12 protein-coding genes are annotated in these 20,823 nt (G+C 69.2%); 5 read left to right on the forward strand and 7 right to left on the reverse strand.

Annotated features, from left to right (window positions below; translation table 11 throughout):
* Positions 1-109: 109 nt before the first annotated feature.
* Positions 110-847 (reverse strand): CoA transferase subunit A, encoded by a 738-nt coding sequence (locus tag MGN01_RS00295; protein ID WP_147044574.1) that lies wholly within the window; start codon positions 845-847, stop codon positions 110-112.
* Between the two features lie 290 nt (positions 848-1,137).
* Between MGN01_RS00295 and MGN01_RS00300 the strand changes: the two genes are divergently transcribed.
* Entirely contained in the window at positions 1,138-3,015 is a 1,878-nt protein-coding gene (locus MGN01_RS00300; protein WP_147044575.1) for an AsmA family protein, read from the forward strand.
* An 80-nt stretch (positions 3,016-3,095) separates the two neighbouring features.
* Entirely contained in the window at positions 3,096-5,228 is a 2,133-nt protein-coding gene (locus tag MGN01_RS00305) for a protein-disulfide reductase DsbD family protein (protein WP_147044864.1), read from the forward strand.
* Between the two features lie 13 nt (positions 5,229-5,241).
* Here MGN01_RS00305 and MGN01_RS00310 read toward each other — a convergent pair whose 3' ends face one another.
* The 3 genes from MGN01_RS00310 to glyS all read right to left on the reverse strand — a co-directional run bounded on the left by MGN01_RS00310 (position 5,242) and on the right by glyS (position 9,947).
* Positions 5,242-6,141, reverse strand: a complete 900-nt coding sequence (locus MGN01_RS00310) for an MBL fold metallo-hydrolase (RefSeq protein ID WP_147044576.1) — start codon at positions 6,139-6,141, stop codon at positions 5,242-5,244.
* A gap of 190 nt (positions 6,142-6,331) precedes the next feature.
* On the reverse strand, positions 6,332-7,540 hold the full coding sequence (locus tag MGN01_RS00315) for a L,D-transpeptidase family protein (protein WP_147044577.1): 1,209 nt from the start codon (positions 7,538-7,540) through the stop codon (positions 6,332-6,334).
* A gap of 193 nt (positions 7,541-7,733) precedes the next feature.
* Positions 7,734-9,947 (reverse strand): glycine--tRNA ligase subunit beta, encoded by a 2,214-nt coding sequence (glyS, locus tag MGN01_RS00320; protein WP_147044578.1) that lies wholly within the window; start codon positions 9,945-9,947, stop codon positions 7,734-7,736.
* 186 nt (positions 9,948-10,133) lie between these two features.
* Here glyS and MGN01_RS00325 point away from each other — a divergent pair, with 186 nt between their 5' ends.
* The 3 genes from MGN01_RS00325 (at position 10,134) to MGN01_RS00335 (ending at position 12,592) form a co-directional block, all read left to right on the forward strand.
* Entirely contained in the window at positions 10,134-10,793 is a 660-nt protein-coding gene (locus tag MGN01_RS00325; RefSeq protein WP_147044866.1) for a DUF1007 family protein, read from the forward strand.
* Positions 10,784-11,800, forward strand: coding sequence for a nickel/cobalt transporter (locus MGN01_RS00330; protein WP_147044579.1), 1,017 nt, complete (start codon positions 10,784-10,786; stop codon positions 11,798-11,800). Before MGN01_RS00325 ends, MGN01_RS00330 begins: the two co-directional genes overlap by 10 nt.
* Positions 11,801-11,869: 69 nt before the next feature.
* Positions 11,870-12,592 carry a hypothetical protein gene (locus tag MGN01_RS00335; RefSeq protein ID WP_147044580.1) on the forward strand — a complete coding sequence of 241 codons (723 nt, stop codon included), beginning with the start codon at positions 11,870-11,872 and terminating at the stop codon, positions 12,590-12,592.
* On the opposite strand, the gene MGN01_RS00340 is transcribed toward MGN01_RS00335, so the two are convergent.
* The 3 genes from MGN01_RS00340 to MGN01_RS00350 form a co-directional block, all read right to left on the reverse strand.
* A complete protein-coding gene (locus tag MGN01_RS00340; protein WP_147044581.1) occupies positions 12,575-13,168 on the reverse strand; it encodes a histidine phosphatase family protein in 594 nt (197 codons plus the stop codon). The two genes, MGN01_RS00335 and MGN01_RS00340, sit on opposite strands and share 18 nt — an antisense overlap.
* Before the next feature lie 64 nt (positions 13,169-13,232).
* Positions 13,233-15,293 (reverse strand): penicillin-binding protein 1C, encoded by a 2,061-nt coding sequence (pbpC, locus tag MGN01_RS00345; RefSeq protein WP_238257696.1) that lies wholly within the window; start codon positions 15,291-15,293, stop codon positions 13,233-13,235.
* An 84-nt stretch (positions 15,294-15,377) separates the two neighbouring features.
* Positions 15,378-20,690: an alpha-2-macroglobulin family protein gene (locus MGN01_RS00350; protein WP_147044583.1), complete on the reverse strand. Its 5,313-nt coding sequence runs from the start codon at positions 20,688-20,690 to the stop codon at positions 15,378-15,380.
* Positions 20,691-20,823 lie beyond the last annotated feature (133 nt).

Consider the following 20,823-nt stretch of genomic DNA (forward strand, 5'->3'; position numbering starts at 1 on the left):
CCCGTTATTCCGTGGCCGCGAAGCGGAGCCCGGAATCCGCGATGGGGCGCTGTGCGTCGTATGGATTCCGGGCACTCGCTTGCGGCGAGCCCGGAATGACGAAGGTGCTTCAGACCGCGCCGCCGCCGGCCGCAGCAGGAGCTGCGTCCTGGCGCTTGCGGGTGGTGCGCTGTTCGATCCGCTTCTCGCGGACCGGCACGTGAATGATACGCTTGATGAAGATGCCCGGCGTGTGGATGTGATCCGCGTCGAGATCACCCGGTTGAACAAGGTGCTCGACCTGCGCCACAGTCACGGTGGCGGCGGTCGCCATCATCGGATTGAAGTTCCGCGCAGTCTTCCGATAGACGAGGTTGCCCTCGGTATCGCCCTTCCAGGCGTGGACGATGGCGAGATCGGCGAAGAGGCCACGCTCCATCACGTAGTGATGGCCGTCGAACTCCTTGGTCTCCTTGCCCTCCGCGACCTGCGTGCCGTAGCCGGTCTTGGTGTAGAATGCCGGGATGCCGGCGCCGCCTGCGCGAATGCGCTCGGCCAAGGTGCCTTGCGGGTTGAACTCGATCTCGAGTTCCCCGCCGAGGAACTGCCGGGCGAACTCCTTGTTCTCGCCGACATAGGACGAGATCATCTTCTTGATCTGGCGGGTTTCGAGCAGCTTGCCCAGGCCGACGCCGTCAATGCCCGCATTGTTCGAGATGACGGTGAGATCCTTGACGCCCGAGGCCTGGATCGCGGCGATCAGCTCATCGGGAATGCCGCAGAGGCCGAACCCGCCGGCCATGATTGTCATGCCGTCGCGCAAGAGGCCTTCGAGCGACGCCTTCGGATCGGGATAAACCTTCTTCATCGACACCGTCCTCGAAAGCTCCGTCCCCCACATGCGATGACGCGGGCGCGCGTCTGATGTGCACCGCAGCGTAGTTCTCGTCAAACCTGCGACGCATTTGCGCGTGAGGAGGCGCCATGTCCCATCCTCCGGAGGCTGTGAAGACGCAGCTCTCGGGACAGCCGGCGGAGAGACACAGCGCCCAGAACCCGCTAGGGATCTCGTCTTGAGCGCCGTCTCGAAACCGGCGTGAGGGCGCCCCGTCGGTCGCTCCGGACCGTCCTGCCATCGCGCACCCTGCACGGAGTGCCATGACGCCGCGCCGTATCCTCAAGTCCTTCGGCCCGGCCGCCGCGATCTGCCTCGCGATCGGCGTGCTGGCCGGCGGCTGCGTGCCCTGGCTCCTCGACCTGCCGAGCGCTACGGGCTTCGTCGGCCGGGGCTTGCGCGAGGCCTACGGCATCGGACTGACCGCCCGCGGCCGGACCGAAGTCTCGCTGCTACCACTGCCCCGCATTGGCTTCTCCGACGTGCGGCTGAGTGCGGGTGGGCCAGACGGTCCAGCGCTCACCGAGGGCGGCAACCTGACGGTGCAGCTGAGTCTCGCTGCCCTACTCCTCGGCCGTGCCGAAGTCGTCTCGCTCAGCCTCGATGGCGCGCATGTCATGCTGCCGGACAGCGACGACGACACTCGCTGGGCTGGGCCGGCCAAGCGCATCGCCCAGAGCCTGTCCGGCGAGGTTCCGCATCCGCGCCGGATCATCCTCAGCCATGCCACAGTGAGTGGCCGCGACCCACGCGATGGCCGGCCGGAGCGCGCGAGCGACGTTGACTTCGTCCTGTCCTGGCCCCTCTGGAGCGCCGAGGCCTCGATCTCTGGCAGCCTGACTTGGAATGGCGCCTCTGCGCGGCTCTTGCTGACCTCGCTTCGGCCGGCCGATCTCGTCGCCGGCCGTGAGACGCCGTTCACCGCCGCCGTGACGTGGCCCGCCGGTTCGCTCAGCGCGGATGGCAACGGAAGCCTGCAGGACGGCGTGACCCTTGCCGGCCAGGGCCGACTGGACACCCGCTCGCTGCCCGAGACTCTCGCTTGGATCGGCGGCGATGTCGGCTTGTCGCCCCTGCTGGATGCGTTCTCGATCGAGGGCAGCTTCGAGGTGTCGAAAGGCAGCGTCAGGATGCCTGCGATGCGGGTCAGCGCCGGCAGCACCCTACTCGAAGGCGCGGGCTCGGCCGAGATAAGCGGCCGTCGCCCCTCGATACGTGCGACGCTCGACGCGCCGGAAATTAACCTCGGGCCGGTCCTCGGCGGCGTTATGCGCGTCACCGGCCTCGACGGCAACGAGGGCTGGAGCCGGCAGCCGCTGGCGCTCGGGCCGCTCACCGGGGGCGATCTCGACCTGCGTCTGTCGGGCGGCAGCGCCCGGCTCGGGTCGCTCGTGTTCGAGAACCTCGCCGCCAGCGTGATCGTGCGCGCCGAGGGTGTCGACGTGACGCTGGGGCGGGCGAACCTGCGCGGCGGGTCACTGAAGGGCCGCCTTGCACTCTCCACGCCGGAGGGCGCCGCCGATGAGATCGAGGTCAAGACTCAGGGCACGTTCGACGGGCTGGAGCTCGGCAACCTCCTGGTCGATCTCGGCGAGCCGGGCTGGATGCTCGGGGCGACGCAGGGCAGCTTCGCCTTCGACGGGCATGGCCGCGACGCCGCCGGGCTGATGGGTCGGCTGAACGGCCGCACCGCCTTCGCGATTGACGGCGGCACCATCGCCGGGCTCGACCTCACCGACGTGATCCATCGCGGAGGCACCCCAGCGCCGGGAACACTGGCCCGCCGCAACGCCCGCACCGCCTTCGAGCGCGTCACGGCCTCGCTCACCTTCACCGACGGCATCGGCGAGATCGAGGAGGGCGGGCTGACCTCACGGGTGCTGGCGGCGCGCCTGCTCGGCCGGGTCTCGCTGCCCGACCGGACGATCCAGGCGCGTGCCGCATTGCTGCCGCGCAAGGGCGCGGGGGACGCAGGCCCGCCCACGACTCCCACCTTCTTCGAGATTTCCGGTCCCTGGAGCGCCGTTGCCGTGCGCGCGGGCGCCCAGGGCGAGGCCTCCGATCCGCTCGCCGCGCTGGTGCGGGCGCCCCAGGCGCCGGCTCCCGGTCTGCCGATGCAGGTGCGCGCCTACGCGCCGTGACCGATCTCGCGTAACCTCGCCGCGACGGGGGACGTAGGGAGGACATGCACCTGATGGGTGAGTTTGGGTAGATGACAGTGATGATGCGGATCCTGACGACGCTCGTCCTTCTGCTGGCCGGCCTCACCGGCGCCCAAGCCCTGGTGCCGAAGCAGCCGAAGGACCTCGTCCGGGCACGCCTCGTCGCCGAAACCGCGACCGTCGCGCCGGGATCGACGGTGACGGTCGGCATCCACATGGCAATGAAGCCGGGTTGGCACGTCTACTGGCGCAATCCCGGCGATTCCGGCCTACCGCCCGAAATGGCCTGGGAGCTGCCGCCCGGTGCCCGTGTCGGTGCGATCGACTGGCCGGTGCCCGAGCGCCTGCCGGTCCAGACCCTGATGAATTACGGCTACGAGGGCGAGGTCACACTGCTCCTGCCCCTGAGCGTGCCCCAGAACATCCCCGCTGGGCAGCCACTGCATGTCGGCGGCAAGCTGTCCTATCTCGTCTGCGAAGAGATCTGCATTCCCGGCTCTTCCGATCTCGCCCTCGACATCCCCGTCGCCGCGCCCGGCACGACGCCATTGCCGGACCCGGCCCAAGCGGCGCTTTTCGCGCAAGCCCGCGCCGCCCTGCCGATACCCTCGCCGTGGCCGTCCCGCCTGACCCGTGAGGGCAACGGGCTTGTGCTGCATCTCGACCATGCCGGCCTGACGGCAGGCTCGGTCGCCGAGGCCGCGTTCTTTCCCTACGGCGAGACGGTCCTCGACAACGCTGCCGCGCAGACGCTCACGGTCGACGACACGGGCCTGCATCTCGCCCTGAAGCCCTCCGATCCCGCCACCGCGCCGAGCGAATTGCCGGGCGTCCTTGCCTTCAGCGAGAACGGCACGCGCCGCGCCTTCGTGATCGGGGTGGCGCCCGCGGCTGCACCCGCCGCAACGGTAATGGCCGAGCCTGCCCCCGCGAGCGCGCCTGTACCGGCTCCGGAAGAAACGCTGACGCTGTGGAGCGCGGCTGGGTTCGCACTGCTCGGCGGCCTAGTGCTGAACCTGATGCCCTGCGTTTTCCCGGTGCTCTCGATCAAGGTGCTGAGCCTGGTCAAACAGGCGGGCCAATCCCGTGCCAGGGTGCGTATCCATGGCCTTGCCTATACCGCGGGCGTGCTGGCGAGCTTCCTCGCCCTTGCCGGGTTGCTCATGGCCTTGAAGAGCGGCGGCGCGACACTCGGCTGGGGCTTCCAGTTGCAATCGCCGATCGTGGTGGCGCTCCTCGCTTACGGGCTCCTCGCCATGGGACTGAGCCTGTCGGGTGTCTGGCATCTCGGGGGCGGCGTCGCGGGGATCGGCGACGGGCTGACCCGGCGCTCCGGCTACCAGGGTTCCTTCTTCACCGGCGTGCTGGCGACGCTGGTTGCGACGCCCTGCACCGCGCCGTTCATGGGCGCTGCGGTGGGCTTCGCGCTGACGCAGCCGCCGGCTGCCGGCCTCACGGTCTTTGCGAGCCTCGGGCTGGGGCTGGCACTCCCCTTCCTGCTGCTGACCGTGTGGCCGGGCGCGCTGCGCCTGATGCCCCGTCCCGGTGCCTGGATGGACACGCTCAAGGGCGTGCTCGCCTTCCCAGTCTACGCCACCGTGGCCTGGCTGGTTTGGGTGCTGGCCCAGCAGGTGGGGCCGAACGGCCTGCTCGCCGGCCTCGCCGGGCTCGTCCTCGTCGGCTTTGCAGCCTGGGCCTGGGAGCGCGCGCGGTTCTTCGACGGATGGAGCGGCGGTCTTGCCCGCGTGACGGCGCTCGCGGCCCTGCTCGCGGTAGCGGGTCTCGTCACCGTGCTCGACGGAGAGCGCGCCACGGCCGGCCCGAGCCTGACGACCGGCGGCTTCGAGCTGTTCACCCAGGCGCGGCTCGACGGCTTGCGCGATGACGGCCGCACCGTCTTCGTCGACATGACGGCGGCCTGGTGCATCACCTGCCAGATCAACGAGCGCACCACGCTCTCGCGCGACGCGGTCCGCCGGGCCTTCCACGCCAACGACGTCGCGCTGCTGCGCGGCGACTGGACCAACCAGAACCCCGAGATCACCGCTCTTCTGGAGCGCTACGGCCGCAGCGGCGTGCCGCTCTACCTCGTCTATCGCGGCAAGGCGGAGGCGGTCGTGCTGCCGCAGATCCTCACCGAGGGAATCGTGCTGGCGGAGATCGAGAAGCGGCCGGGGCTGGCGCAGCGATAGCTGCGCTCAGTGTTCAGGCCGTCAGCGCCAGCGCGAGCTGGGGACGCGCCGAGGTCATCACCGCGCCGACATCGACGGTCTGGCGTTCGCGGGCGATGAAGGAGGCGGGCATCACCGCCTGCATCTCCGCCTCGACCTGCCGAAGCTGAGCGTCGGTATGGGCCGGGTGGAGGTGGATGATCGCCAGCGCCTTGGCGTTGGCGGCCTGCGCCAGCTCCACGCCCTTCTGCCAGGTCGAGTGACCCCAGCCCTGGCAGCGGCAATATTCGCCCTCGGTGAACATGCCGTCATAGACGACAAGGTCGGCGTCCCGGACGAACTCGAGCAGAGCCGCGTCCGGCCACGGATCGGAATGCTCGATGTCACTGATCACGCAGAGCCGCTTGCCGCCATGCTCGAAGCGGTAGCCGACCGAACCCTGCGGATGGTTCAGCAGGATGGTATCGACACGCACGCCGTCGACAAAGCTCAGCGGCTCGCCAGCCTTGAAGCCGTGATGCTCGAGGCAGCAGGGCAGCACGCTGAGCTCGACCGGAAATAACGGCGGCGAGAACAGCCGGCCGAGCGCCTCGGACGCGCAGGCCCCGTCGAGATTGCCGCAATAGGTATGGATGGTGCGGTTCGCATCGAACACGGCGGGCTTGAAGAACGGCAGGCCGGCGGTGTGGTCGAGATGCAGGTGGCTGAACAGCAGGTCGATCTCCTGCGGCAGCGTCTCGGCATTGCTACGGCCGAAGGGCCCGATGCCCGATCCAGCGTCGATCACGAATAGGCGATTGCCGCAGCGAATTTCCAGGCATGGCGTGTTGCCGCCGAACTCGACGAAGTCGGGTCCGCTGACGGGCGTGGAGCCGCGTACACCCCAGAAACGCAGGGTGAGCGCGCCGTCCGAGACCGAACTCGTTTCGTTCATGCGTGTGTACCAGTCGCTCCGGCCGTTTCCGGTGAGCGCTTTCCGACGCGTCGACATGGGTTCAACTGCGGCCACGAGGGCCGGTGCCTTTGTGATCTATGTATAGACAAGAGATAGTCGGCGGCCATTCCGGTCCGTGTGCGTGCCCGCACACCGCACCGGGACTCACCACCTCGATTCCCAGGCCGTGTCACCATTGAGCAACGGCATCGGCGACGATGGTGGTTCCGCTGAATGTGGGGGCCGAGGCCTTGTCGTCCAAGGTGGCTCGCACGAGCTGCGGCAGGCCAGCGCCATAGGTGGGCAGCAGATCGAAGCTGAACCGGGACGATGGCCGGTCCTGCGGCGCAATGAAGCCGGGGGTGCGGATGCTCGACAGCGGGGCGCCCGGGCCGATTGCCACGCTCCAGACCGCCTCCGGCAGAAGCAGGATCGGCGGCGCCTTGCGGCGCGCCGGGATCAGGACGACCTCTTGCCCGGCATAGGCCAAGGCCTCGGGCCGGCTGACCTCGCCCACGGGCACGCCCCGGTTGATCAGAGCCGCCCAGAACGGGTGCTGGCCACCGTCGGAATAGGTGGTGCGGATGGCGGCGGCGCCGTCCTCGACGAGCTGCGCGACATGCGCGGCCTCGTCCTTCACCCGCGCGCTGGCCAGCGCCTCCTGCTCCTTGTCCTTCAGGGGCGCGAAGGCGTAGCGGCCGGCAGCCACGCTCACCACGGGTTCCTGGCCGGTTGCATCGAAGCGGTCCGACCCTTCCTTGAGCTGGCGCCAGAAGGCGATGTTCGCGTCGTTGCGGTAGCGCGCCATGTTGGCGGCGCTCATCCGGAACGGGAAGGACTGGAACTGGAACGCCGCCTGCCCGCCGGCGAAAGCCTCGCGCGCCACGGCGAAGAGTTCGCCCGCCACGGCGTCGGTCATGGCGAAGCAGCCCATCGACGAGCAGATGCCGTGAACCATCACGGCGGAGCCGGTATAGCCGTGTGCCTTGTCGAACGCGTTCGGGTAGCCAACGTCGAAGGACAGGTAGTAGCGCGAGTTCGGGTTCATCTGGCTCTTGGCCACGGTATAGAACCCCTCCGGCGTCTGCCGGTCACCGTTCTTGGTCTTCGGCCCGAGCTGACCGGACCAGCGGCAGATCGGATAGGTCTTTACGAAGACGAAGCGGCCGCTGCCGTTGCGCTTCCAGAGTTCGATCTCGGATTCCTTCTTGTAGGCCCGGATCAGGATTGGCGCCTCGGCGCTGCTACCCTTTGCCTTGATCAGCGCAAGCGTCGCCGCCGGAATCGGAGCCGACGCCTTGTCCGCCTGCGCCCGCGCTGCGCCGCCGAGGCAGAGCGAGATGGCGAGGAGGCGGAGAAACGGTCGGAGGCTGAGGAGGATCCGGCTCAAGGGTCGCATGCACCGCACCGGGACAGGCGCGAATCGCGCAGACTTCGCGGGGTGAGGGCGGAGCTGTCAATGAATGGCCGTGCTTTGAGGCGGATTTGAGGGATCGGCGTCTTGGTCAATCCGCAATCCGGCACGGTTTTGAACGGCATTGTCCTTCCCCTCTCCCCGCGTGCGGGAAGAGAGAATGCGCGTCGCAGCTGGCTCAGCCTTCGATCCGCGAAAAGTCTGCCACTTCGCGCGTCGCGGCGCGGAGCGCATTGAGCAGCGCTAAGCGATTGGCGCGCACGGCCGGATCGTCGGCGTTGACGGTGACCTTGTCGAAGAAGGCGTCCACGGGCGCCCTCAGCCGCGACAGGGCCCGCATCGCTCCCGCAAAATCCTCCGCCGCGACGGCGGCCGAGGCATCGGCCCGCGCCGCCGTCAGAGCCTGCGCCAGCGCCTGCTCTTCCGGTTGGCCGGAGGATGCGATGAGCGCGGGATCCGGCTCGGCATCGTAGGCGCGGCCATCCTTCTTCTCCTCGATGCGCAGGATGTTCGAGGCGCGCTTTACGCCGGCCAGCAGATTCTTGCCGTCGTCGGTACCGAGGAACTGGCCGAGGGCCTCGACGCGGCGGACCACCATCAGCAGGTCGTCCTGGCCGGGCAGGGCGAAGACGGCGTCGATCAGGTCGTGTCGGGCGCCCTGGTCGCGCAGGTAGACTTTGAGGCGGTCGGCGAAGAAGGCAAGAAGATCCGCGACCCGCTGTGCCACGGCACTGTGCGCGGCCTGCCCCTCGGTCTCGATCACGCCGGAGAAGTGGAAGCCAGAGGTGCCGAGATCCTGCTCACGGATCTCGCCGGCGGCAGAGCCCTGCGGTGCCCCGCGTCGCTCGGCAATCGCGAACTGACGCGCGACGATCTCGCCCAGCGACAGGCGCAGGGAGCGCTCGATCAGCGAGCGAATGACCCCGAGCGCTGCCCGCCGCAGCGCGAACGGGTCCTTGCTCCCTGTCGGCTTCTCGTCGATTGCCCAAAAACCTACCAGCGTGTCGAGCTTGTCGGCCAGGGCCACGGCGATGGAGACCGGATCGGTCGGCACGCGGTCGGAGGGGCCGACCGGCTTGTAGTGTTCCTCGATCGCGGCGGCGACGCTGTCCGGCTCGCCCTGGAGCGCGGCATATTTGCGCCCCATCAGGCCCTGCAACTCGGGAAACTCCCCGACCATCTCGGTGACGAGATCGGCCTTGGCAAGATTCGCGGCGCGCTCGGCCAGAGCCGGATCTGCGCTGACCAGTGGGGCGAGCTCCTTGGCGAGCGCCGCGATGCGCTTCACCCGCTCGCCCTGCGTGCCGAGCTTCTCATGGAAAACGATCGTGTCGAGCTTCGAGAGCCGGCTTTCCAGCTTGATGGCCTTGTCGGTCTCCCAGAAGAATTTCGCGTCCGAGAGCCGAGCGCGCACCACGCGCTCGTTGCCAGCGGTGATTGCCGCGCCGCCATCGGTGGCGACGAGGTTCGAGACGAGCAGGAAGGCCGGGGCTAGCTCCTCGGAGCCGCTCTTGCGCAGCACGAAGCACTTCTGGTTGGCGCGGATCGTGGCGCGGATCGCCTCGGCCGGGATGTCGAGGAAGGCTTCGTCGAACGAGCCCATCAGCACCACCGGCCATTCGACGAGCCCGGCGACCTCTTCCAGCAGCCCCTCGTCCTCGACGAGGTCGAGCCCACGGGCGAAGGCGAGATCCCGCGCGTCGTGCAGGATGATGTCCTTACGGCGGTCGGCATCGAGCACGACCTTGGCGCGCTCAAGCGCCTGCACGTAGTCGTCGAAGCGGCGCACCTCGATGGTTTCGGGCGCCAGGAAGCGATGGCCTCGGGTCAGGGTGCCGGCCTTGATGCCGTCGACCTCGAACGGGACCACCTCGGGCGTCTCGGTCTCGGGGCCGAAGGTGGCGACGATCGATTGCAGCGGCCGCACCCAGCGCAGGGCGCCCGGCTGTGCCGAGGCTGCGCCCCAGCGCATGGATTTCGGCCAGGGGAAGCTCCTGATGATCTGCGGCAGGATCTCGGCCAGCACGTCGAGGGTCTCGCGGCCGGCACGCTCGATCACGGCGAGATAGAACTCGCCCTTCTTCGGGTCGGTGATCGTCGTCGCCTGATCGAGGCTGGTCAGCCCCGCGCTCCTCAGGAAACCCTGAACGGCGGCGTCCGGTGCGCCGACCTTCGGCCCGCGTCGCTCTTCGCGCACCGCCTCGCCCCGGGCGGGAAGCCCGGCGACGTGCAGCGCCAGCCGGCGCGGCGTCGCGAAGGCCTTGGCGCCCTCGTAGAGAAAACCTCGTTCCACCAGCGCGTCGGTGACAAGCTTCTTCAGATCCTCGGCCGCACGCCGCTGCATGCGGGCTGGGATTTCTTCCGAGAGGAGTTCGAGGAGGAGGTCAGGCATGAACGATCCGGAAGCCGGCGGGCCGCCCGGCAGGACCGGACGCAGCGGTGCCCGTGTAGTCAGCCATCGGTGGGCTGTCGAGGATCGCAGATCCGCGAAGCGCCTCGCTTTCGCCCCAACGCCGCGGCATCCCTCGCGCGCCCTGCTTCGTCACTCTCTCACGAGCCACGAGCACCCGTGACCCGCATACCAACTGCCTCGTTTCTTCGCTGCGCGCTCGCCGTGCTTGGCATCGCGGTGGCTGGCCCGGCGCTGGCGCATCCGCATGTCTGGGTCGTGGCGAAGGCTGAACTCGCCTACGAGGGCGGCAAGGTCGCCGGTGTGTGGCACAGCTGGACCTTCGACGCGGCCTATTCCGCCTACGTGACGCAGGGGCTCGACACCAACAAGGACGGGAAACTCTCCCCCGAGGAGTTGCAGGGCCTCGCCACAGAGAACACCACGAACCTCGCGGAATTCGGCTACTTCACGAAGCTCAAGGTCGCCGGCAAAGAGCAGGCTTTCGCCGAGCCCCGCGAGCCGCGCATGGCGATGGACGGCGACAAGGTGACTCTCAGCTTCCTGCTGCCGCTGAAGGCCTCGGCCGCGCAGGGGCGGGGTGTGGCGGCGATCGAGATCTACGATCCGACCTACTTCGTGTCCTTCGGGCTCGCCGAGGGAGCCGATGCCGTCGGCCTGAGGGGCGCGCCCTCCGGCTGCGCCGTCACCATCAACCGTCCCAAATCCAACGGCCCGCAGACGGCGGATGCGGGCAAGCCGATGTCGGAGGCCTTCTTCGAGGCGCTGACCGCCGCCTCCGATTTCGGCGCGCAATACGCCAACCGGGCACTGGTTGCATGTCCGTAGGGATTGCGCTCGAACCGGCTCGGTCGCGGCGCAGTCGGCTGGCCCTACGCCTGGCTTTCGCCGCGGGCGCCATCGCGGTGACCGCTGCGCTGCTGACCCTGTTCGCATGGCTCGTGATGCCGGGCGTCGCCGCGCCACCGCCGCGCTCGCCCTTCGGCATGGGGTTTCGCGAGGCCACGCCATCCGCGACGGGGATCGCCGGTTGGCTACTCACGGTGCAATCGAATTTCTCGCGCAGCCTGCAGACCGCCGTCTCGGCGCTGAAGCAGGGCGGCGAATGGGGCCCGCTGGTGCTGCTCGGCTTCGCCTATGGCGTTTTCCATGCTGCCGGGCCCGGCCACGGCAAGGCGGTGATCGCCGGCTACATCGTTGCCGGGGAGCGCACCCTGCGCCGCGGCTTCGGTCTGAGCTTCGCGGCGGCGGTGATGCAGGCGCTCGTCGCCATTGCCATCGTGGGTGTCGGCGTGTTGGTGCTGAACGCCACCTCCGCCGGTATGAACCGGGCGGGGACGCTGATCGAGACGGTGAGCTTCGCCCTCGTCGCGCTGGTCGGAGGCGCGGTGACGTGGCGTAAGGCGGGCCGGCTCGTGGCACTCGCCTCGGCCGAGCCGGCGACCGGCTGCGAGCCCGGTTGCGGCCATGTCCATCTCTCGGACGCCGAGACGGTCGCGCGGCTCGAGACGTGGCGCGAGCGTGCGGGCGTGGTGCTCGCTGCCGGCACGCGGCCCTGCTCCGGCGCCATCCTGATCCTCGTTTTCTCGGCGTCGCAGGGGATGCTCGCAGCCGGGATCGCCGCGACCTTCGCCATGGCGCTCGGTACGGCGCTCACCACCGGCGCGCTTGCCAGCATCGCGGTCTTCGCCAAGTCGCTGGCCCTGCGCCTCGCGGGCGGGCGAGGTACGGCCGGGATGCTCGCCGTCGGCGGCCTCGAACTCGCGGCGGCGGCCTTCGTGCTGGTGCTGGGCGTCGCGATGCTGGCCGGGCTCGCGGTCGGCATCGGCGGCTGAGACAGGGCGCACTCGCCAAAGCTCGTATTGCCTGTCAGTCTCCCCCTCGGATCCCTGAGAGGAGCGCCCGTGACTGCAGGCCCCTTCGACCACATCCTGAACTGGCGGCTGCTCGCCGGGTCGCACGCCTTTCCGGGACCGGATGGCGGCACCTGCATCAACGAGGCGGCGATCGTCGCTGCCGGGCTGCCCTACAAGGCGATCCAGGCGACGGAAGACTGTCCACCCTGCTTCTCTCGCCCTCTCGCCGCCTACGCACTGGGCATCAACGACGCGATGCCGGATGCAGAGCGTCCGCGCCTAATGGCCTTCGTGCTGCGCCTCTCGGGCTCGGCCGACAGCGAGGTGGTCGAGACGGAGCGCACAGAGTTCCTGGCGCTCGAGAGCGTGCGCCGCATCCTGCCCCCGCTCCTCGACACGGCCGGATTGCCGGCTCTCGCCGCACGCTGCGAGATCGCTGCCGGGTCCACCGACGCCATGGCCGCAGCCCGCACGGCGGAAAGCCAGGGCGCGGTCCTGGCTCAGGCCGCGTCCCATCGGCGAGCCTGGCTGCAGGGCGCGCGGCTTGCCGCCGTGTCGCGTACGGCAACGGCTGCGGTGAGGGCGTTCGGGGATGCGCGTTGCGCGGCCGAGGTCGCCGAGGGTGCAGCGCCCTTCGCCGAGGGCATCTGGCTGATGGCGGTGGCGATCCTCGACGAGGCCCTGGCGATCGGCCGGCAGGCGCCCGAGATCGACTTGCTGCGGGCGCGGGAGCGGCTCGACGCCGCCCGCGCCTCAAGCGTAGGCGCGTAGCTGCGGCTCGACGTCGAGGTCGATCTCGATCGCCTCGCAGTTGGCGAGCCACTGCCCGGTCAGGTGGTAGAAGAAGGTGGAGTGCCCGACGACGGCGATGGTCGTCTCGGGCCGCGCCCGCAGCCACTCGCGAAAACCCGCGACGCGCTGGTCGAACAGATGCGGCGGCTCGACTGGATAACCCTTGGCCTGGACCTCATCCGCGTCGTGCCACCAGATCTCGGGCAGGTGGCCGACATCGAAATCCGGAAATTCCTCGGCCAGCACCGAAGCGGCACGGCCGACGTCGCAAGAACTCTCCTGGCACTCCCGATGGAGTACCTCGACCAGCATTCGCGGTTTCGCCGGATGCTCCTCGAAGATGCCCATGGTGGTCTGAATCGCGCGCGTCAGCGGCGAGGTCACCACCAGCTCGAACGGGATCTGCCGCATGGCCTCGCGAGCCGCGGCGGCTTGCCGGTGGCCGAGTTCCGACAGCCGCGCATCGATATGTCCCGGATCGCGGCCGGTGGCCCTGTGATGCGCGTTGAAAGTGGATTCGCCGTGGCGGATGCCGATGATGCGGGTGGGAGCCATGCCCGTGCATGTACGGTCGGGCTGACGGCGCTGCCAGACGCACCGGCGCAGGTCAGCCTCGCGCCTACTCGATCCGCACCACGACGCTGTCGCTGGCACCGGAGGCGTCCATCACCGAAATTCGCGCGAAGCCGGCGCCCTCCGGGCTCCAGGCCGATTGCCGGCGCATGCCCTCGGAGACAGGTAGCCCGTCGACCATCCAGGTCAGCGGCGGCTGGCCGCCCAGAGCCTTCAGGGCGAGCTGCGCCCTGGCGCCGTCGGAGAGGCCGAGATCCACGCGCGAGCCATCGGGCGGGTAGGCGATCTTGAGCGGCGTGCCGAGCGTGGCCTCAAGTGTCTTCGGCGCGTCGCGTCGGATGTGGCGGAGCGGCGGCGGCAGGCCGGCCGTGCCGGTGACGAGGGCGTCGGTCGGCCGCGGCCGCGGTTCCGGCTCGCCACCGTAGCGCGAGAAGGCGTCGAACAGGATCGGAGCGGCCGAAACGCGGCCGACGAGGCCCGGCACCGAGGCACCGTCCGGCCGGCCGACCCAGACGGCGATGGTGACGCGCCGGTCGAACCCCACGGCCCAGGCGTCGCGATAGCCGTAGGAGGTGCCGGTCTTGAAGGCGATCCGGCCGGCCAGGGCATTCTCCGGCGGCGGCGCACCCCGAAGAATGTCGGCGACGTACCAGGCCGAGACCGGGTCTGTGATGGTGCGTTCGGAGGCAGCCTGATCCACCTTCGCCCCGCTCGCGATGACGGGTTGTACGCGGCGAACGAGCGTCGGCACGCTGCCGCCTCGCGCTATGCCCGAATATATCCGCGCGAGGTCGGTGAGCGTGATGCCGAGGCCGCCGAGCGCCACGGGGAGGCCTGGGGCGGTGTCGCGCGGCAGAAGGATCGTCGCGCCGGCGCTGCGCAGGCGGGCGATGAAGCGGGCGGCGCCGACCACCTCGAGCAGGTCGACAGCCGGCACGTTCAGCGATTGCTGCAAGGCTATGCGGGCGGTCACCGTGCCGTGGAAGCCGAGATCGAAATTCTCGGGGGCATACGATGCGGTGAAGCGCACCGGCCGATCGTCGAGCAGCGTCTCGGGGTGGGCGATGCCGTTCTCGAAGGCCAGCGCGTAGATGAAAGGCTTCAGCGCCGAGCCGGGCGAGCGCACCGCCTGCGTCGCATCGATCGCGCCCGCCCGGGCCGTGTCGAGATAGCCGGCGCTACCGACCTGGGCGATCACGGCGCCGCTGCGGTTGTCGATGGCCAGGATTGCCGCCGAGAGGGCAGGGCCGATGGCAGAGGCGCGCTCTGCGGCGAGCGTTTCGAGGCTCGCCTGCAGGCGCTTGTCGATGGTCAGGCGCTGGACCCGTGCGTCCGGATCGGCCGCGACCGCCTGCTCGGCCGCATGGGCCGCAATCATCGGGAAGGATTTTCGCGCCTGCGGTACCGGCTCGGCCTTGGCGGCCTCCGCCTCGGCCCGGTCGATCACGCCGCGTGCGGCGGCGATGTCGAGCACCCGGTCGCGGGCGCGGCGGGCTTGAACCGGAAACCGGTCGGGCCGACGCGCCTCGGGTGATTGCGGCAGGGCGACCAGCAGCGCACTCTCGGCAAAGGAGAGCCGCGCCGGCTCGCGTCCGAGATAGGCGAGGCTCGCCGCGCGCACGCCCTCCACCGGGCCGCCATAGGGGGCGAGCTGCAGGTAAAGGTCGAGCACGCCCGTCTTGCCGAGCCGCTGCTCTAGCTCGACCGCGCGCACCATCTGCCGGAGCTTCTGCGTGATCGAGCGCTCGGAGCGCGGTTCGACGAGGCGGGCCACCTGCATCGATAGCGTCGAGCCGCCCGAGACGATTTTTTCGTGCCGAATCCATTGCCAAGCGGCACGCAGCGTCGCCGCCGGGTCGATGCCCGGATGATCCTCGAAGCGACGGTCCTCGTACGCCTTGAGCATTGCGAGGTAGCGCGGGTCTACGTCTGCCGCGCCTGCCGGCAGCCGCCAGCGCCCGTCGGCGGTGGCGAAGGGGCGCAGCAACTGGCCGTCCCGGTCGAGGATGACGGTGGAGCGAAGATTCGACTGGGTCAGGTCGAGCGATGGGAGAGTTTGAACGAACAGAGTGAGGGCGATGGCGAGCGTCAGCGCGACGACGGTCAGACAGGCAGCGATGATGGCCGCGTGTCCCCTTCTCCTGGCACGCGGAGGGAGGAGCTCTCCGCAGCTATCGTCGCTTGTGCCCACTTACTTTGCCACCACCTCGATCGATCCGAACGCCGTGCGTCCGAACCGCTCGGGCCGGTACATGTCCTCAATGATCGCTCCCGGATGCACGTAGGTACCCGGCGAGACCACGCGCACCGTGTAGGCCGCCGAGAAGAAGGCGGATTGGTCCGGGCCGCGATCGTAGGAGGCGACGAACCGGTCGTCCCGGAACTCGGTGTGGTCCGGCTGCACGTCGCTCTTGGCGAAGGCGAGGCCCGAGAGCGCATCCGGGTCGAGCAGCTTCGGATTGTCGATCTCGAGACCCGCCGGCAGGCGGTCGACGAGGAGCAGGCGGCCGGCCGTGGCCTTGGCCTCCGTCACCTTCAGCACCACCACGAGGCGGTCGTTCTGGCGGAGCGGCTTGGTGGCGTCGACCGGCGTGCCGTCGAGCCGGTAATAGCCCCGCTCTACCGTGTAGCCGCGCGATTCCGCCGGCTCCGGCGTGATCGGGTTGCCCGAGACGCCAACGACCAGTTGCACCGGCTCGCTGCCGGCATTGGTCAGCTTGATCGGCTTCTCTTCGAGTGCCGGGGCCTTGAACAGGCGGGCGAGCGGCCCCTTCGCCACTGTGCCGTCGACACTGAGCGCGAGTGCCTCGGATTCCTTCGACAGGCTCTCGGCCGCCATCACCATCCAGGCATTCTCCTGTGTGCTGGTGGAGCGGTTGTTGGCGCGCTCCTCACTGAGGATCGTCGAGACCGGCTGCATCATGCCGCCCGTCATGCCCGTCTCGGCGGCGAGCGCGATGAGGCCGGCGCCGTCGCGCAGGCGTGACCCGTAATCGGCGCGGTAGGCGCCCTTGTCGCGGTCGCTTTGCAGCGCCTTCAATGCCTCGCCGAAAGTCTTCTGCGCACGGCCGCGATCACCCAGAAGGGCGAGGGCGGCGGCGAGCTGGCCCTTGCCCAGTGGGGTCGCAAAGTCGGCGAGTTTTGTATCGGCGAGGTAGCGTAGGTCGCCCATCACCGGGCGGCCGTTGCGGGCCAGCACATAGGCCGCATAGGCGAGGTCCATGCCGCCCTGCTCGACCTTGGTGGCGTTCGCGACCGTGTTGCGTAGGCGGTCCAGCGCACTGTTGAAGGCGGTCTGCGGCACGGTGAAGCCGCGTTCGCGGGCCCGGGTGAGGAAGTCCGTCACGTAGGCGTTGAGCCAGGTGTCACTGGCGTTCTCCGTCGACCACATGCCGAAGGCGCCGCTCGAATCCTGGCGCGAGAGCACGCGGTCGATCGCCTCGCGCACCCGCTCGTCAAGCTTGCCGTCGAGACCGAGCTTTTCGGAAGCTGCCAGCGCGTTGACATAGAGCAGCGGCATTGCGCGGCTGACCGTCTGCTCCGAGCATCCATAGGGGTAGCGGTCGAGGGCCTGAAGCAGGGCCGGCACGTCGATTCCGGCGAGCCGGCTGGCCGAGACCGAGACTGCGCCGGTGCCCGGCAGGATGTCGGCGAGCAGCTCCCTCGTGATCTCGACGCTGGCGCCCGGATCGAGCGGCCGGACGTTGCGCCGGACAAGCGCGCCTGTGCCGGCGCCGATAGCAAGATTGAAGCTCTGGCCGGCGATGCCCTGGATGCCGGGGCCAGACAGGTTCACGTCAAGGCGCGCGGTGCCGGGGCCGGCCGCCGTGATCGGGATGACAAGCTGCCCCTTGGCGCCGGCGGCGAGCTTCATCGTCGAATGCACGGCATCGCCGCCGACCACGACCGGGCCGGTCAGGTCGAGATCGACCGTGTAGTCGCCTGCTCCGCCCTCGACATTGTCGACCGCCACGAAGAATCGCGAGCGGTCACCGACGTTGAGGAAGCGGGGCATCGTACCCGTGAGCACGACCGGATCGCGGATGATCATGTCGGTGGAAGCCTGGCCGACGCGCGACTTGGTCCATGCGGTGACCATGATCCGGGCCGTGCCGTTGAAGGCCGGCAGGGAAAGCGGCACCTGCGCCGTGCCGTCCGCGCCCACCGTGACGATGCCCGAATAAAGTGCGAGCGGCGCCTGGGTCGGTGGGGTGTCGGCGAGTTCGCCACCCCCACCGTCACCGCCGGAGCGGATGGCGCCGAGCGTGCCTTGCATGCCATCGATCAGGAAGCCGTAGAGGTCGCGCAGCTCCGGTCCGAGCGCCTTCTGTCCGAAGAAATAGGCAAAGGGATTGGGGGCCTCGTAGCGGGTCAGATTCAGGATTCCGACATCGACGGCGGCGAGCGTGACACGCGCCTCCTCACCGGCCTGCAGCCCAGCGACCTTGACCGGCACGGTCAGGGTCTCGCGCGGACGCGTCTTCTCCGGCGCGCCGATCGAGACCGAGAGGCCGCGCTTCTCCTTGTCGACCGAGAACCAAGCGAGGCCGAGCGCTCGGCCCGGCATGCGCTTGGCCGCTTGGTCGAGGGGCCGGTAGGCCGTGGCGACCAGATAGGCGCCCGCGCCCCACTCCGCCTTGACCGGAATGTCGACGGTCGAGCCGCCCTCGGCGACCTGCACGTCGAGGACTTCGTGGAGCTTCTCTCCCACAATGGCTAGCGTCGCGGTGCCGGCGAATTTCGGGTTGAGCCGGGCGCGGATGTGCTCGCCGGAGGCATAGGCCGCCTTGTCGAGGGTGAGGTCGAGGAGATCCGGCACGTCGGCCGTCTCACCGCCACCCCAGCCGACTGTGAAGGAGAGGCTTGCGGAGGCGAGCGGTTGGCCGGCGACCGAAGCCTCGAGGCGGTAGTTGCCGAAGGTGACGGGGGCAGTGATGCGGGCGGGCGCATCGGCGGCGAGGTCGACGCGGCCATCGGCGACCTTGCGGGTTGCCTTTACCGGCTCGAACTGCCAGCGGCCGTCCTCGCGATACCATTGGTAGGTCTTGTCGATCCGCGACAGCGTCCAGCTCACGCCACCCTGGGCGAGGCGGCGGCCGTCGGGAGCGGCCATGACAAGGTCGAAGCTCGCAGGGGCGCCTTCGGCGAGGTCGCCGGAAAAGCCTTTGCGGATGGCGAAAACCGGCTGGGAGGGCAGGATCGGCAGCGTGATGCTGCGGCTGAGCGCCCGTCCGCCCGGCTCGCCGACGTTCAGGGTGACCTTTGCCTCCAGCGCACGCGGGCTCGCGAGTTCCTGTACGGGCACCGTTACCGCGACGCGGCCCTGCGCGTCCGTGGTCGATTTGCCGTCGATCTCGGCGGTGGTGGCCTCGACCGCCTCGTCGTCGAGGCCGATGGCGAAGCCCTCCAGGCCCTTGATCCCGCTGCCGGCCGCCTGCTGCACCGTGACCGAGCCCGAGACGTCGAGCCCGGAGCCGGGGGCGCCGTAGAGGTAGCGCGCGGCGACATCGATCTTTGCCGCTTCGCCCTTCTTGAGCGCGGGCGTCTCCGGCGTCAGGCTGACCTCCAGCCGCTCGGGCACGTAATCCTCGACAAGCCAACTCGCCTCACCGACGGCTGGGGCCTTCGGATCAGTATAGGCCGAGACCCGCCAGGTCCCGCGCATGGCGCCTGTCATCAACGGCAGCGAGAGCGAGCGGCCACCAATCCCCTCGTCAGCCACCGAAACGCGGCGATACTCGACGCCGTCCGGCCGCTTCACCACCAGCGTCAGCGGCAGGCCGGCGAGCGCCACACCCTGCGGATCACGCAGCAGGGCGGTGAGTTGCACAGTCTCGCCGGAGCGATAGACCCCACGCTCGGGAAACACGAACGCCTCTGCGCCGGTCGTGACTGCGCGGCCTTTCACGCCGCGGTCGGAGAGATCGAACGCTGTCTGGTTGAGGTCGAGGAAGCCGTAATCCTCGCCCAACTGGGCTACCACGATGCCCGGTGCGAGGCCGCCTTCACCGCGGGCGAGGCCAGCCGGGAAGCTCGCGAGGCCCTTCGCATCGGACTTCGCCGCGGCGAGCACGTCGTTGTTCTTGGCGACGAGCCGGACATCGACTCCGGGGAGCGCCGCGGCCGAGGCCAGCGAGCGGGCAACGACGTGCACACCGTCGCGGCCCTTGAAGGCGGTGAGCCCGAGATCCGAGACCACGAACCACTGCGTGGCCTGCTGCTCGTAGCCGCCATCCCCCTCCTCGGATGGCGAACTGGTGCCGCTCGGCTTGGCCAGCATGATGTAGAGCCCGGGTTCGAGCTTGCCGACGGCCTGCAGGACTGGGAAGGCCGTGATCGTCTCGCGGTTCACTTCGGCCTTGGCCGTGTCGAGAGAGCCCTTCCAGACGCGCACGCCCTTTTCGTTGGCGATGGCCTGCGCGGTCGAGCCGCTGAGCTGGCCGAGGAACTCCTCCGAGCGCAAGGCCGGCAGCAGCCCGCGGTCGCCGATGCGCAGCACCTCGACGTCGAGCTTCACCGCGTTTACCGAGACGATCGGCACGCCGGACTGGCCGGTCCGCGGCAGCACGTAGTTGCGCCCGGTAAAGCGCACCTGCGGCGAGCGATCCCGGACGTAGATCTCGTAATCGGCTGATTTCAGCAGGGTTTCGCCGACGACGGAGGGCAGGCCCTGGCGCACCACGAAGGCGTAGCGCTCGCCGTGCTTCAACCCATCGACGCAGACCTGCTGGCCCTCCGCCGTGACGGCGGCATTGGCCGCGCCCGAGACGGCGACGAAAGGCGTGAAGTCGGTCTTGCGGGCGAGCGCTTCGGAGAAGGTGAAGCAGGCCCGCGGCGCGGCGGCATCCGAATCGACCTTGTAGTCGGTGATACGGAAGCCGTGCTCCTCGCGAAGCTTCTCGTAAGCGGCGCGGGTCTCGGCATCGTCCCTGATGCCGAGGCTGGCACGGTAGGCCTCGAGCGAGAGCCGCCACGAGGACTGGGCCACGTAGGTTTCCGCGAGCACGGTCAAGGCCTTGGCTTCGTCGGCTGGAGTCTTTGCGCGGAGATAGGCCTGGTAGGCAGCGGCCGTGGCGCGCGACTTCAGCTTGCTGCGCTCGGCGTAATCGGTCTGCTCCTCATCGGCGCCGGCGGTGCTGGCCGTGCGAGCATAGCCGAGCCAGTTGCGGGGATCGGACGGATCGGCCGAAATCGCTGCCGCGTAGGCATTCATCTCTGCATCGGCATCGGCGTCCTCGGACTCGTCGGCGGCCGCGGCTTCTGCCTCTTTCCGCCACTGGGCGGCGGTCTTGCCGTTGGCCGGGGCCTCACTCTTGAGCGAGGCTTCCAGCCGCACACCCTGGCTCGCGAGCGCCTCGTTCACGTAACTTTTGGCGACGGGAGCGGTAGCGGATTTCGGCGCCGGCAGCGGCGGGCGTGGGGCCTGAGCCTGGGCCGGGTAGGTCAGGATGGCGACGAGGGCGCAGGCGCCGAAGCTGCGCGCAAAGAGGTTTTCCCGCGACATGACCACGTCCCACCCCCATCAGAGCAGCCGAACCGGCGCGCAGGCACGCTAACACGGCCATTGTCGGCCGCAACGCTCGTTAACCGAGTATCCTAATCCTGCGAATACTGGCGGGGCCGCGATTTCTCTTGCC

It is taken from the genome of Methylobacterium gnaphalii (assembly GCF_007992215.1).
Lineage (GTDB): Bacteria > Pseudomonadota > Alphaproteobacteria > Rhizobiales > Beijerinckiaceae > Methylobacterium > Methylobacterium gnaphalii.

Bases quoted from the DNA above. Each gene is read 5' to 3' on its own strand.
- MGN01_RS00295 (WP_147044574.1), bottom strand. From the start codon at position 847: ATGAAGAAGGTTTATCCCGATCCGAAGGCGTCGCTCGAAGGCCTCTTG.
- MGN01_RS00300 (WP_147044575.1), top strand. From the start codon at position 1,138: ATGACGCCGCGCCGTATCCTCAAGTCCTTCGGCCCGGCCGCCGCGATC.
- MGN01_RS00305 (WP_147044864.1), top strand. From the start codon at position 3,096: ATGATGCGGATCCTGACGACGCTCGTCCTTCTGCTGGCCGGCCTCACC.
- MGN01_RS00310 (WP_147044576.1), bottom strand. From the start codon at position 6,141: ATGAACGAAACGAGTTCGGTCTCGGACGGCGCGCTCACCCTGCGTTTC.
- MGN01_RS00315 (WP_147044577.1), bottom strand. From the start codon at position 7,540: ATGCGACCCTTGAGCCGGATCCTCCTCAGCCTCCGACCGTTTCTCCGC.
- glyS (WP_147044578.1), bottom strand. From the start codon at position 9,947: ATGCCTGACCTCCTCCTCGAACTCCTCTCGGAAGAAATCCCAGCCCGC.
- MGN01_RS00330 (WP_147044579.1), top strand. From the start codon at position 10,784: ATGTCCGTAGGGATTGCGCTCGAACCGGCTCGGTCGCGGCGCAGTCGG.
- MGN01_RS00340 (WP_147044581.1), bottom strand. From the start codon at position 13,168: ATGGCTCCCACCCGCATCATCGGCATCCGCCACGGCGAATCCACTTTC.
- MGN01_RS00350 (WP_147044583.1), bottom strand. From the start codon at position 20,690: ATGTCGCGGGAAAACCTCTTTGCGCGCAGCTTCGGCGCCTGCGCCCTC.